Origin of the sequence: Alteromonas lipotrueae (assembly GCF_019249215.1) — a bacterium.
Classification (GTDB): Bacteria; Pseudomonadota; Gammaproteobacteria; order Enterobacterales; family Alteromonadaceae; genus Alteromonas; species Alteromonas lipotrueae.
The window spans coordinates 275187-287849 of the sequence record NZ_JAESDI010000007.1 but is presented as its reverse complement, the minus strand read 5'-3'; the positions used below and the strand labels follow the sequence as shown (position 1 = coordinate 287849).

General features: G+C 40.3%; 13 protein-coding genes and 1 pseudogene. 10 read left to right on the top strand and 4 right to left on the bottom strand.

Translation table 11 applies throughout. The features are described from left to right. Window positions 1-60 precede the first annotated feature (60 nt). The 7 genes and pseudogenes from JKP82_RS10510 (at window position 61) to JKP82_RS10480 (ending at window position 7198) form a co-directional block, all read left to right on the top strand. A complete protein-coding gene (locus tag JKP82_RS10510) occupies window positions 61-1278 on the top strand; it encodes an RHS repeat-associated core domain-containing protein (RefSeq protein ID WP_218396941.1) in 1218 nt (405 codons plus the stop codon). A 739-nt stretch (window positions 1279-2017) separates the two neighbouring features. Next, window positions 2018-2338 carry a hypothetical protein gene (locus JKP82_RS10505; protein WP_218396939.1) on the top strand — a complete coding sequence of 107 codons (321 nt, stop codon included), beginning with the start codon at window positions 2018-2020 and terminating at the stop codon, window positions 2336-2338. Window positions 2339-2633: 295 nt separating this feature from the next. Next, window positions 2634-3385: pseudogene (locus tag JKP82_RS10500) on the top strand (transposase). A gap of 251 nt (window positions 3386-3636) precedes the next feature. After that, window positions 3637-3942 carry a hypothetical protein gene (locus JKP82_RS10495; protein WP_218396938.1) on the top strand — a complete coding sequence of 102 codons (306 nt, stop codon included), beginning with the start codon at window positions 3637-3639 and terminating at the stop codon, window positions 3940-3942. 161 nt (window positions 3943-4103) lie between these two features. After that, window positions 4104-5045, top strand: coding sequence for a transposase (locus tag JKP82_RS10490; protein ID WP_218396936.1), 942 nt, complete (start codon window positions 4104-4106; stop codon window positions 5043-5045). A 223-nt stretch (window positions 5046-5268) separates the two neighbouring features. After that, window positions 5269-6756 (top strand): P-loop ATPase, Sll1717 family, encoded by a 1488-nt coding sequence (locus JKP82_RS10485; RefSeq protein WP_159534052.1) that lies wholly within the window; start codon window positions 5269-5271, stop codon window positions 6754-6756. 121 nt (window positions 6757-6877) lie between these two features. Further along, window positions 6878-7198 carry a hypothetical protein gene (locus tag JKP82_RS10480; RefSeq protein ID WP_159534050.1) on the top strand — a complete coding sequence of 107 codons (321 nt, stop codon included), beginning with the start codon at window positions 6878-6880 and terminating at the stop codon, window positions 7196-7198. 286 nt (window positions 7199-7484) lie between these two features. Here the strand turns inward: JKP82_RS10480 and JKP82_RS10475 are convergent, their stop codons facing one another. Together JKP82_RS10475 and JKP82_RS10470 are read right to left on the bottom strand one after the other, a co-directional pair. Next, window positions 7485-7802: a hypothetical protein gene (locus tag JKP82_RS10475; RefSeq protein ID WP_218396934.1), complete on the bottom strand. Its 318-nt coding sequence runs from the start codon at window positions 7800-7802 to the stop codon at window positions 7485-7487. Window positions 7803-7827: 25 nt separating this feature from the next. After that, window positions 7828-8187: a hypothetical protein gene (locus JKP82_RS10470; protein WP_159534046.1), complete on the bottom strand. Its 360-nt coding sequence runs from the start codon at window positions 8185-8187 to the stop codon at window positions 7828-7830. A 251-nt stretch (window positions 8188-8438) separates the two neighbouring features. Between JKP82_RS10470 and JKP82_RS10465 the strand changes: the two genes are divergently transcribed. From JKP82_RS10465 to JKP82_RS10455, 3 genes are all read left to right on the top strand, one after another. Next, window positions 8439-8792 (top strand): hypothetical protein, encoded by a 354-nt coding sequence (locus JKP82_RS10465; protein WP_159534044.1) that lies wholly within the window; start codon window positions 8439-8441, stop codon window positions 8790-8792. 25 nt (window positions 8793-8817) lie between these two features. Further along, a complete protein-coding gene (locus JKP82_RS10460; protein ID WP_159534042.1) occupies window positions 8818-9147 on the top strand; it encodes a hypothetical protein in 330 nt (109 codons plus the stop codon). A gap of 236 nt (window positions 9148-9383) precedes the next feature. Next, window positions 9384-10559, top strand: a complete 1176-nt coding sequence (locus tag JKP82_RS10455; RefSeq protein WP_159534040.1) for an MFS transporter — start codon at window positions 9384-9386, stop codon at window positions 10557-10559. Here the strand turns inward: JKP82_RS10455 and envZ are convergent. Further along, the gene (gene envZ / locus JKP82_RS10450) at window positions 10550-11866 is read right to left on the bottom strand and encodes a two-component system sensor histidine kinase EnvZ (RefSeq protein ID WP_218396931.1); all 1317 of its coding nucleotides are present in this window, start codon (window positions 11864-11866) and stop codon (window positions 10550-10552) included. The two genes, JKP82_RS10455 and envZ, sit on opposite strands and share 10 nt — an antisense overlap. 44 nt (window positions 11867-11910) lie before the next feature. Beyond that, entirely contained in the window at window positions 11911-12633 is a 723-nt protein-coding gene (gene ompR, locus JKP82_RS10445) for an osmolarity response regulator transcription factor OmpR (RefSeq protein WP_159534036.1), read from the bottom strand. Between the last annotated feature and the right edge of the window lie 30 nt (window positions 12634-12663).

The following is a 12663-nucleotide window of genomic DNA, read 5'->3' as shown; positions in this document are numbered from 1 at the left end:
TAAGTGATTTAAAAGCAACGGGTTAGGATAGCGAGAGGATCGTAAAGCCTGATCGCCCATATGAATGGTCGGATCTACGATCCTACTTTGGGCAGGTTCTTGCAGGCTGATCCGTTTATTCAGGCTCCGATGAATTCGCAGTCGTATAACCGATATTCTTATGTTTTGAATAATCCTTTGAGTTATACGGACCCTAGCGGGTATTTCTTTAAGAAACTTTGGAATAAAACGGTAGGGAGTGTTTTACGAGCAATTGCTAAAGTACCTATTCTAAATACAGTGGCACAAGCAGCAGCTTGCTTTTACGGCGGTCCATGGGGATGTGCGGCCTATGCTTCTGCTTCAACTTATGCCGTCACCGGAAGTTTAAGAGCTGCATTTACTAGTGGTGCAATTGCTTTTGCGTCTGCTCATGCTTTTCAAAAAATCGGGAATCATTTTAAGACGAAAGGAATTCTTAACGAAAGTAGCAATCGATGGGGTTTTAGTCTGTCTGGCGAAAAACTCCATAGTTTTGGAGGTAAATTATTGACTGCTGGCCAGATTTCCGAACAAATAGCAGCACATGCTGTTGTAGGTGGTATAACATCAGAATTGGCTGGAGGAAAATTTGGACATGGCTTCTTTAGTGCAGGAGTTACCAAAGGTCTTGGAGGAACGTTTTTACCCTCAGGAAGCAATCTAAGCACTGGTGAGGTTGTTGGAGGAACTGTTGTTTCTGCTGTGATTGGCGGTACTGCGTCAGCAATATCTGGTGGGAAATTTGTAAATGGCGCAGAGACAGCCTCGTTCCAGTATATGTTTAATCAGGTTTGGGGATTTAGTATTGGAGGCTCTTATACTACTAAGAAGGGCAAGGTGTCTGGCTTCTCTTTGACTGTAGCATTGGATGGAAATGGCGATTTTTCAATATTATACACACCTGAGGCGGGTGTAGGTGTTGGTAAAGGGTTTAGTCCTTTTCTCAGAGGTATCTTGGGCTTAGAAGATAACTATTACCATAATGTTGATGCCCTTGCTGGACCCGGTGTATCTTCTTCTTTCGGTGCAGGTCCAATAAGTGCTTCAGCTACCTTGCCATATTTGTATCAGCCTTTCGATGGTTCGGAATTCCCTTATGGAAGGCATGGAATCAATTATCCAATTTTTGAAGTTGGGGTCGGCCGAGGTGCGGGAGGTTCGGTAACATACGGTCATGGTATCCCAGTTTATCAGTCTGATATTTTTGGACGAATTGGAAGGCCTATAGGAGACTTTATTTTTGATATTACTCATTAGTGTCATATCTATTGCCATATTCTTAATCTTTGCGATAAAGAAAGAGGCTGACGAACCTTTAATGAAAGTTCTTCAGAATCTTTATGCAAAAGATGAGGAGACTTTAGTACAAAGAAATAAAGGATATCTCACCATGTTTTTTTTTCGTGAGAATACTGACAATGAATATAATTACCTTAATTCAATGAGGGTTATAGAGACTTCAGATGGGGTTTATCTTTTTCCGACGATAAATCATTTTATGGTCAGAAGAATGTATATACCATGGAAGGATTTAAATAAAGTTGGAGAAAAGCGATTATTTCTGATGAAGCGCCGAGTGTTCTCAATAATCAATACCGATATAGTCGTTGCTTTTTAGAATCACTTAAATAGGACACCCGCAATAATCAAAAGTTACATGGACACCCACAATAATTGTCCTAGGGTTCAATTACGTGATTGGTTAAAATAAGCCAAGATAGCGGTCATCAAAGTTTATATGGTGGCCGTGATGCCTAGAACCAGAAATTTTCAAATCAGCTTGTCAGATACCCTCGGCCATTAATTAAATAGGACGTCCGCCTTAACTTGATTAAGCCAGAGGCAAGCACGTGAAGACAATAGAGGTTCAACTACGGATGTTGAATCTCTTATTCTGGAACTGCAGCGCATTGGCTTAGTAATTAACAGTGTGTATCTCAAACTTTCTAGAGTAGTATTATTTATAATTCAATGACCTCCTTAAGTAAGGAAATTTATGAGACTCATCAGTACGTTATTCCTAATCTCTGCATTTTTTTCGACAAATAGCCACTCTGCGAAGAATGTTGATAATAAAATTGTTTCTAGGGTTCATGTCAATACTACAGGGGGCTACTATTTTAAAACTGCGTCAAGCATGGTCGACCCAGATAGTTGTGGAAGTACTAGTTGGTATAAATTAAAAAATGGCTCTTACACAAAAGAGGCCTTTGGCTTACTTTTGACAGCTAAAGTAGCCAATAAGCCCGTTTCATTTTATTTAAATGGTTGTTCAGGAACATACCCTTCAGTGGATTGGATAAATGTGCATGATTAGCCAAAATTAAGAAGCTAAAAGAGGGCATCCACGTGAACTGCTCATGCCAAACTTCCATTACACTCAACGTGAATGTTGTTTTTCCCGCATTTAGGCGCTGATTTTTCCGCTTGGTTAAATCAGCCTGTCAGATACACCTTACTATCACTGCGTATCACGCTGTGTACGCCGTGCATTCTTATGTGGTGAAGATAAGCTTACAAGCCGAAGTTATGAGCACCGCCGCCAATGGGTTGAAGATAGAATTCACAACCTTACTGAAGTATTTTCAATTGATGTATGTGCCTATGCTGTAATGAGCAATCACACCCATTTGGTGTTGCACATAGATACCCAAAAAGTGTAAAAAATGAGCGCGGAAGACGTTATTTGTAAATGGCACCAAGTCTTTAATGGCACTTTACTTACACGTAGCTATTTAACCATTGAAAGTCGCGCAGCTTTAAGAGAAGCACAATTATCAACGGTGAAGGCAACGGTTGAAGTGTGGCGAAAGCGTTTGTGCGCTGTTTAAATGAATATATAGCTAGGCTAGCTAACAAAGAAGACCAGTGTACAGGAAGATTCTGGGAAGGCAGATTCAAGTCACAGGCCCTTCTTGATGAAGCTGCATGAATGGCCTATACGGCCTATGTAGATTTGAACCCAGTTCGAGCATGTATGGCGAGCAAACCTGAGAATTCGAAGCATACCAGTATTAATGCCGCAAAACGGAAGGTAACGGTCAAGTACCTTTTACCGTTCGTAGGTAACCCACGATAAGACATGCCAACTGGTTTACCTTTTTGCTTAGTAGATTATATTCAACTAGTTGATTTAACGGGCAGACAGTTACGTGACGACAAACGAGGTGCTATTTCTAGGAGTGAACCTCCTATTCTTGAGTGATTAGGATTAGAGGCGAGCCATTGGCTTGAACTAACAGAAAAGTTCGAGATATGTTTTAAAAAAGCAGCAGGCAAATTGGATTACCTTGAAAGATATTGTAAGAGGCTAGGAAAGCAACGAACATCCGATAAAGGAGCCGCTATAAGGTTCTTCGGATAATAGGTCTAAGGTATTGGCCGCTTATGAGCCTTATTAGTTAACCCATGACTAAAAAATCCAACCAATCAGGTTGAACGAAAGCATGTGTTAATCTTGAGGCCATTTGCCGCCCGTCAAGAAGAAAACACAGAGTTACAACACGAGTGTATTTAATGGCAAAGAATGGTATTTTATCTTTAAGGATTGATAAAAAAATTATGTTCAATTCTGATTTTGGGAACCATGCTTACGCTAACTTAAAGGGAATTTAGATGAAAAAAATTATGCTGTTGATTGGACTCTATTTGGGAGGGCTAACACTTGCCGCAGCACAAAGCGCGTCCGGCGAAATTGCTCGGATATATGCAAACGATAATAACATTTACTTCAAGCTGAAGAACGACTCCTGTAATCCCAGTAGCAAATACTACTTTTTTTCGATGGCCGATGAGAATGCTGAGGCGTGGTATTCCCTTATGTTAGCTGCTGCTAACACTTCAAAAAAGATCATTGTTCGCGTAGCAAGCTGTCCAACTACCACTAACGCTCGAGTAGTGTATATTTATCAGGATTTCTAGTAGCCGCACTTCTCATAGCAACTCCAAGACATTCTTAAAACTAATTAATTAATTAAACAGGACATCCACCTTAACTGCACCATAACTGGCCCTAGGTTCAATTACGTGTTTGGTTAAAATAAGCCAAAATAGCGGCCAGCAAAGTTTGCATGGTGGTCGTTATGCCTAGAGCCAGAAATTCTCAAATTAGCCTGTCAGATACCCCCTACTATCACTGCGTATCACGCTGTGTACGCCGTGCATTTTTATGTGGTGAAGATAAGCTTACAAGCCGAAGTTATGAGCATCGTCGCCAATGGGTTGAAGATAGAATTCACTACCTTACTGAAGTATTTTCCATTGATGTATGTGCCTATGCAGTTATGAGCAATCATACGCATTTAGTGCTACATGTTGATTCAGAAAAGGCAAAAGTAATGTCTTCTGAGGAAGTGGTTACTAAGTGGCACAAAGTGTTTAACGGCACGCTGTTAACTCGCCAGTATCTGGTTGAGGAAAGGCGAGAGCGCATGCGAGAAGCACAACTAAAAGCCATTGAGGCAACGATAGCGATATGGAGAAAGCGCTTATGTGATATTAGCTGGTTTATGCGTTGCTTGAATGAATACATAGCACGGCAAGCAAATAAAGAAGACCAATGTACAGGTAGATTTTGGGAAGGCCGATTTAAATCTCAAGCGCTACTTGATGAAGCAGCATTAATGGCGTGTATGACTTATGTCGATTTAAATCCTGTTAGAGCAAAGATGGCTAGTACACCTGAAAACTCTAACCATACCAGTATTCAATATCGACTCAATGCCGCGAAACGCAGGGTAGCCCCTAAGTACCTTATGCCGTTTGTAGGTAACCCAAGAAAAGATATACCCAAAGGATTGCCATTCTTGATGATGGATTATGTTCAGTTAGTCGACTTAACCGGTAGGCAAGTACGCGAAGATAAAAGAGGTGCGATAGCGGATACTGAACCGCCTATTGTAGTTCGTTTAGGATTAACTGCAGCGCATTGGTATGAATTGACAACAACGTTCGAACGTTGTTTTTCAAGCGCCGCAGGAAAACTGGAATACCTTGAAAAATATTGTAAAAGCCAATGTATGTAGCGGGTGTCTAGCCGGGCAATTGCTATTAGGTTGTTTGCATAGGATTTAGTTATTGATTAAAAGTGATTACTGGCGGATAAAATTTGACCAAATAACAACGGTTAGCTTACATTATTGTTATACAATTTTTGGAAGCTAATTAAATGGAATTTAGCCAAGCTTATATTGATAAAGCGTCTTACTCATGAGCAGAGTAACGCTGAGAAAAGTATTCGGAAATGAAATGGCTCAAGAAGACCCCAATTTCCTTGAGTACGCGCTAATCAGAAATGAGTATCTAACACCTTTATCAGATATAGATTCGAAGGTAATTATTCTAAATGCCGCTAGAGGTTCTGGTAAAAGTGGTTTACTCATATCCCTTTCAGAAAATCTCAACAAACAGAAAGATACTGTAGTAATAAACCAAGACTATAGAGATATGACGTTTCCTAGGGGAGAGCTGTCTGTCAATGAAGCTATAAATTATTGGAAAAATACAATTTTATCAAAAGTAGTATCTCATATTGGTCAAAACAAAGGTTGGGCGATGTTAGATGATAATATTACTGCTGTAGAGTTAGCTGAAAGTTTAGGTGTGAAAAATAAGAACCTACTTACTACTATTCTCGATAGACTAAAATTTAAAGGTAGTCCTGTAGAGAAATGTGATTTTGACGGTAATATTCCGATTGAAAAAATGTCTAGGATTGTCGCCACGTCTGAAAATAAATATTGGCTGCTCTTGGATGAAATGGATGATATTTACGACAATGGTGATGAAATAAATTTGTTGATTGGACTATTGCAGGCAGTGGCTTATCTGGCTGTAAGATTAGAAAATGTCTGGATTCGGGTAACAATACGACCCCATATTTTAACCAGTCTTAGAGTTTCTAATGGAACGATTCAAAAGTTAAACGAGCACGAATTATCTCTGTCGTGGAGCAAAGAGCAGCTAATAGAAGTTATAGCAAAAAGGCTGGATTTCTATCAGAAGAAATGTTCCTCAGAAAATCAGTTCCTACTTGATTTAGCCATGGTTGATGCAAATAAACAAAAAGAAAGTGAGAAGACCCGTTTAATATCAAATTATTTTGAAGACTTTGATATGAGTTTTTCTGAAGAATCGACGTCAGGTTATCGGGCATTTGCTACTTTGTGCTTTTATCGTCCCAGATGGTTAATTGAGTTTTGTAAAGAAGTTAGAAAGATTACCTCTGAGGGTAAGAAAAGTAACTTGTATCACTATAAAAGAGCATTCGTTCCTTTCGGGAATAGACGTATTCAATTCATTTCGGGTGAATTTAATAAAACAATCCCTTACATAGAGGCGGCCATGAATGCTTTGATTGCCGTTGGTGTTTCAGGTTTCGGAAAATCCAAAAAACTTAGGTCTGTTATAATTAATCAAATTATTAAAACTAACATTGTTGAAGCACCGGAGAATGCACATCAAAGAGTTGCATTAGAAATTGCAAAAAATATGTATAGAACCGAATTTTTAAGAGGGAAGTCGAAAATATCTGGTGCAGGTGGCTATCACAGGTTTTACTACTTTGTAGATAGGCCTGACTTATTGAGTTCTTGGCAACAAGAGGCGGATATCCTCTGGGAGATACATCCTACATTCCAGCGAGCTTTCAATTTGATTGATAGTCAAACGTATAAAGTTTCTGAAGACGTAAAGCTAGTAGGTAAGAAAATACAGGGCGAAGAAGGTGTATTTTAATAGTCTTGGGGGAATCTAGTTAAATGGGTCTTTATTTTACTTTAAATGACGAATGAAAATGTGTACTTGAATTAAATTTTATTAATTTAATTGTACGGAATAAATTTAAAAAGGAATTAATATGAAGAAAACTTTATTGGCAGGCGTTATTTTTCTTATCTGCCCACTTGAGGGGATGGGTGCTTGGTCTGGTAAGCATTCCATAAAGTCAGTTAAAGCGACAAGCGGGGGCGTGGAAGTTGTTCTTTCTGGGTTTACCAATAATAGCACAGAGGTCGTTTGTACTCACAACTCGTTTGTTATTGGCAATAGTAATTCAAATTACCAAGTTAAAACGTCATTTGTATTATCTGCATATATGGCGAAAGAGCCAATTAATATAAGTTACTACAGTTGTCGTTCAAACGGTCAAATCGAAGCTAGTTCTATATTGTTTCAGTAAATTAAAGGCGCTAGATTTCTTAGTGATTTTAAGTGGATTATCATATAAGGAACTTAGTGATCGCGTATCTGAATTAGTATCTAGGCACACAGATAGGTGAACCAGATAAGGCTGCATCGGATGAATCCAGCAATGCTGCCAACCCTGCCCCATTTCAAGCAATAATCAATATTGCAACGTTGGTTGAAAGTAGTTTGTTACTATAGTGTCAGATTTTGCTCAAGACTTCATAGAGTGGTAGCAGTTAACTAAAGAAGCTTCGCTACTCTCTACTAAGCTTCCAGTACTAATATATCGTTATGTCCTTTGCGCTCGCAGTATCTCGCCAAGGTGAATCACTACACTCTACGTATCTAGCTACAATTTTTCTTTTAGAAAGCATAGCAGCTGTTGTAATAGCAGTTACTTCGTCAATGTTTGGTATGCTAGTTGATATCTTGATTAAGCTGCCATTACAACCGTTCTTTTTTTCCTTTAAAGTAACGACAAGTGCCCAGTTGGTTGTGCGTATGCTTGAAATTTCACTTTGTTGGCTATCTATAGAATAAGCAAGTGGTGTAACCAAAGTGCCAATTAAAGCTATTAATAGAGCTCGTTTTATCATCATAATTCCTTTTAGTTGTTAATATCTAATAGTTGCGTAGTGCCATTGTCATTGGCCTTGGGTACCGAGTAGCTCCTTGGGTTACACAAGAGTCATTGTCTAGCCACATATATATCTTTTTGTTGGTGGTAAAAGCGGTTAAGGCAATTGTCATGAAATGATCAAAGTTGTTGTCATCCTTAGGAATAACAATTTCTTTTTCTTTGCCCGAGGTTACGCACGTAGAGCTGTGCTGTTCATTTACCAATTTGATTCTTAAATTATCCCAAGATGTAATTTCGACTAGTTCAATATTTTGATCTCCAGTGCCTGAGCCGGCAGAGAAGCAGTTTAAGGAAAAAGCTAAAGTCGAAATTAATAAAGTTATCCTCATAGTACTTTCCATAATGGTTTGTTTCCATAAAAATGTAATATAAGAAAATAATAGCTCCTCGTCTAGAGAACTATTATCGTACAGATATTATTCCAAAAATAGGTAATAGGTTTGGAAATCAACATGTATTACCTTAGATATTTGAATTGATTTTATTGATACTATATATTGTTAGTGAGGATGAGTTTTCTTCAGGTACGCTTAAGAATATTTAGAGGAAACCATTTTGAATGGTTTTTATTTTATTGTAAGAAAGGAAGCTTATGAAATTAAAAATGATTTTGAACATCACTACGTTCATTATGCTTATTCTTGCAGCCAACATGGCAAACGCCGGTGTAAACTGTGACCGTGGAACAATTAAAAGTGTTTACTTTACTTTTCCAAAAAATGGTGAAGGTCAAGTGAACATTTATTTCAACGATGGTAAGGGTGGGATTTGGAAAAAAGTTCCACACCACACAACGAATGAAGGCCTAGATAGGTTATTTAGTGCTGCAATTTCGTATAAAGTAGCCAATGAAAGAGTGACGGTACGTTATCCAAATTTAGCGTCATGTAACGACATATCTTCATCGGAGACCGATGCTACTGTTACAGCAATATGGTTGAACTAAATATTAAGTAAGGAAAACTGAAGTTATGAGAAATTTATTTATATTGCTTTTATTGGTGGTATCTCCATACGCGCTAGCAGCAAAAGCGAACTCATTCAAAGTTGATCAAGTGAGGGTGGATAGAAATGGTAAAGGCTACGTTCAATTTGTGAATAACTTGGTCGAATCAAGGCCTTCCTGCTCAACACACCTCAAACAGTTGGCTTTCGATGTTAATACCCCAGGTGGGCAAGCAATCTTTTCTTTGGCGCTAGCTGCTAAAGCATCAAACAAAAAAATATGGGCGGTAGGTACTGGCACATGTGATGTATATGGTGTGGTAGAGTCTTGGTCGTGGGGAGTTATCAGAGATTAAACCAAAGAATGTTTTGCCCGCGCTTAGCCGCGGGCTTTTTTCGTTTCCTATCTTGCGCGAGTTATACTAAAGGCGTACTGTAGCGTCCTTGGTAGTCGATAACGTTCTCACGTTAAAATTCGCTCCAAACAAAAAATCAAAAAACGTTGTAGTAAGTCTCTTAACTACAAATCATGCCCTGCTACACCAATATATTGCACTATTTCGTTTAGAACCCTGTTTGTAAAGGAGCATGGATGAGCCGTCGTCCTATTACTGTTGTTATATTTTCCGGTTTTTTCTTACTGGGTATGTTGTTTATATTATGGGGTATTTTACTTCCAGATATTGCGGTCGACCTGCGTATGTCAGAGTTAGTAAGTGGTTTGTTCTTCTCGCTTTTCTCATTGGGTATGATGGTGGGAGCCGTAGTAGGCGGAAAGTACGTTAGTCGCTTTGATTACATGCCATTGTTAGCATCGCTATTGGGTATAAACGCTGTTTTATTATTGCTTATATCGTCATTACACGGGTGGCAATGGGTATTGGTGGTAGCCGTCGTTATAGGCATAGTCAGTTCCTCAATTTTTACTATTGGGCACACCTTAATTGCCCGCTTGTATGAAGAAAAGCGCTTTACCATGATGGGGCTAATGGACTTTATGTTCAGCCTAGGCACATTTGCCGCTTCGTTTTTTGTTACCTTGCTTTATCTTCAAGAAGAAAACTGGCGTAGGCCAATTCAAGTGCTTGCACTCTTTATGCTAGCCCTGTCGGCGTATACCTTTATGGCAGCGCACTCTCAAGCCAAATTACTCCGAGGCCAACCCAAAGCGCAGCGTAAAACCCTCAACTTTGGCGCGGTAATAAAACAACCTATTTTTATTTTTATGGCGTTACTTAGTTTCGGATACGGCGCGGTAGAGTTTGGTAACGCTAATTGGTTTGTAAGTTATGCGCAAAACGGCATTGGGTTTACCGGAGAGCAATCTCGAAACCTACTCGCGTGTTTTACAGCGGGTATGGTTATCAGTCGGTTGGCTTTTCCTTTCTTATTGCGATTTATGTCAGTGCATCGGCTTATTGTTATATTGGCTACAGCGTCGTTGTGCGGCGTATTTGCCATTAAGCTTACCACTGACCTGTACAGTATGGGCGCAGGTAACTTACTGTTAGGGCTTGGATTAGGTGGGTTATTTCCACTTATGTTGTCGGCAGCCATGAATATTGATAGTGACAATGGCCCCGTATTATCTGGCATTTGTATTATTGGCAACTCAACCGGCGTACAAGTGGCCTCTTTTTCAACGGGGTTATGGGCAAATTATGTTCCTCTAACTACTGCGTTTTGGGTAATACCTATAGGTGGTTGCTTGTTGTGGGTTGCTGCGTGGGCGTACAGCCGAATGGTGAAACAGCACGGTTACTTATGAAGGGGTAAATAGAACTCTGCGATTAAACCTTGTTGCGGGTGATTGCGTAGCTCTACACCACCATCATGTGCTTCCACAATACGTCTTATAATTGATAAGCCTAAACCAGAGCCCGATGTACTTCGGGCTTTGTCACCTTGCGCGAAGGGCATGAACACATGCTCTAATTCTGCTGCGGGAATACCAGGGCCAAAGTCGCGTATTTTACAGTAAACCCGTTTTTCATTACGGTTATAAAATGTGGAGATAACAATATTATCTGAGCCGTAACGAAAGGCGTTCTCGATAATATTATCAATAACCCGCTTCATGGCCACACGGCGTAAATCTAATAAAGGAATATCGTTAAGCTTCAACGCGATACGATGCTTCTCTTCAATATGCCGAGCTTGTGCCAATTCGATAATAAGGCTGTTTAGGTCGGTATTTTCTTTTATCTCTTCTGTGTCGTAGCGGGCGTAGTCGATGAATTGATCGATAATCGCATTCATATCTTCAATATCATTAACAATGCCATCTTTTATCCAGTTTTGCGATTCGGGCAGCATTTCAGATGCAAGGCGAATGCGCGTCAGCGGGGTGCGTAAATCATGAGATATACCTGCCGTCATCAAAGTCCGGTCATGTTCTAGCTGCTTAATACCTTGATTCATACGGTTGAAGGCGCGGGTAACTTGAATCATTTCCGTGCTACCTTGCTCTTTAAGCGGCACTGGATGTTCGCCTTTACCTACCGCTAATGCTGCTTTTTGCAAAGAAGACAGTGGCATGGTCATGCGTCGTACGAATAGCCAACCACCCGCTACACTTAATATACCTATCACCATTAAATACATGGTTAACGGTGAAATATTCGCTTCGTTTAAACCGGTTATGGGAATAGCAATCCAGGTGTCGGGGTAGCGAGACAATGAGACCCACACCGTATAGGGGGCATTAGCGTCGGTTTTCTGTGAAACCGTACTAATACGAACATCAGCTAGTTGCTCAAGTTGCTTGCTTACCTGCGACGACATGAACCCGTAATAAACCGCACTTTCTAACCCTTTGGTTCGCGCTTTGCTGGCATCGAGTATCTGAATGTCGGTTTTGGCGAAATAACGAGCTCTGCTGTCGTCATTACTAACTAACAAATCTTCCGCTAATACCGATTTTACTTGTGTGGCAAGTAAGCTGTTTATTTGCTGATAACTAGGTTGAATAAAATAATAGGTAACCGACAGATAGGAAACGACTTGGTTAATAAGCAACAGTACACCAATCAGTAACACTGTTTGACCAAATGCACTTTGGGGTAACAAACGCACTACTTAGACAACCTACGTAAACAACCTGTTTTGGCCATGGTTACTTATGCCTGCTCACCATCAGGAATAAAGACATAGCCTAGGCCCCATACGGTTTGAATGTATCTTGGATTTGCAGGGTCTTTCTCTAGCATTCTACGCAATCGCGATACCTGAACATCTATACTGCGTTCTAGCGCACTGTAGTCTCGTCCACGGGCAAGGTTCATAAGCTTGTCTCGTGATAGGGGCTCTCTAGGATGGGTGACTAAAGACTTCAACACTGCAAACTCACCACTTGTTAGCGTAAGAGGGGTGGTGCCAGCCGTCATTTCGCGAGTCGCCAAATTCAGTTTGTATTCGCCAAATTCGATAACTTGTACGTCTTTAGAAGGTGCGCCAGGGGCTTCACTACTGCGTCGACGTAATACTGCCTTTGCTCGAGCAAGTAACTCTCGGGGATTGAATGGCTTAGGCAAGTAGTCATCGGCACCCATTTCAAGGCCAATAATTCTGTCTACTTCATCGCCTTTTGCAGTAAGCATGATGATAGGAAGTTCGCTACCTACTTGGCGTAAACGACGACAAATAGACAAGCCATCTTCGCCAGGAAGCATTAAATCTAACACCATAAGGTGGAAGTTCTCGCGCTCCAGCAATCTGTCCATTTGCTCTGCATTTCCAGCGCCTCGCACCTGATAGCCTTGCTCCACTAAATAGCGTTCCAGTAGGCTACGAAGGCGCATGTCGTCATCGACAACGAGAATTTTAGACGTTTCCTGACCCATGACATGCCTTTAGTAATAGTTTTCCTCACT

Bases quoted from the DNA above. Each gene is read 5' to 3' on its own strand.
- JKP82_RS10495 (WP_218396938.1), top strand. From the start codon at position 3,637: ATGAAAAAAATTATGCTGTTGATTGGACTCTATTTGGGAGGGCTAACA.
- JKP82_RS10510 (WP_218396941.1), top strand. From the start codon at position 61: ATGAATGGTCGGATCTACGATCCTACTTTGGGCAGGTTCTTGCAGGCT.
- JKP82_RS10465 (WP_159534044.1), top strand. From the start codon at position 8,439: ATGAAATTAAAAATGATTTTGAACATCACTACGTTCATTATGCTTATT.
- JKP82_RS10505 (WP_218396939.1), top strand. From the start codon at position 2,018: ATGAGACTCATCAGTACGTTATTCCTAATCTCTGCATTTTTTTCGACA.
- JKP82_RS10455 (WP_159534040.1), top strand. From the start codon at position 9,384: ATGAGCCGTCGTCCTATTACTGTTGTTATATTTTCCGGTTTTTTCTTA.
- JKP82_RS10485 (WP_159534052.1), top strand. From the start codon at position 5,269: ATGGCTCAAGAAGACCCCAATTTCCTTGAGTACGCGCTAATCAGAAAT.
- JKP82_RS10460 (WP_159534042.1), top strand. From the start codon at position 8,818: ATGAGAAATTTATTTATATTGCTTTTATTGGTGGTATCTCCATACGCG.
- JKP82_RS10490 (WP_218396936.1), top strand. From the start codon at position 4,104: ATGCCTAGAGCCAGAAATTCTCAAATTAGCCTGTCAGATACCCCCTAC.
- JKP82_RS10480 (WP_159534050.1), top strand. From the start codon at position 6,878: ATGAAGAAAACTTTATTGGCAGGCGTTATTTTTCTTATCTGCCCACTT.
- JKP82_RS10475 (WP_218396934.1), bottom strand. From the start codon at position 7,802: ATGATAAAACGAGCTCTATTAATAGCTTTAATTGGCACTTTGGTTACA.
- JKP82_RS10470 (WP_159534046.1), bottom strand. From the start codon at position 8,187: ATGGAAAGTACTATGAGGATAACTTTATTAATTTCGACTTTAGCTTTT.
- ompR (WP_159534036.1), bottom strand. From the start codon at position 12,633: ATGGGTCAGGAAACGTCTAAAATTCTCGTTGTCGATGACGACATGCGC.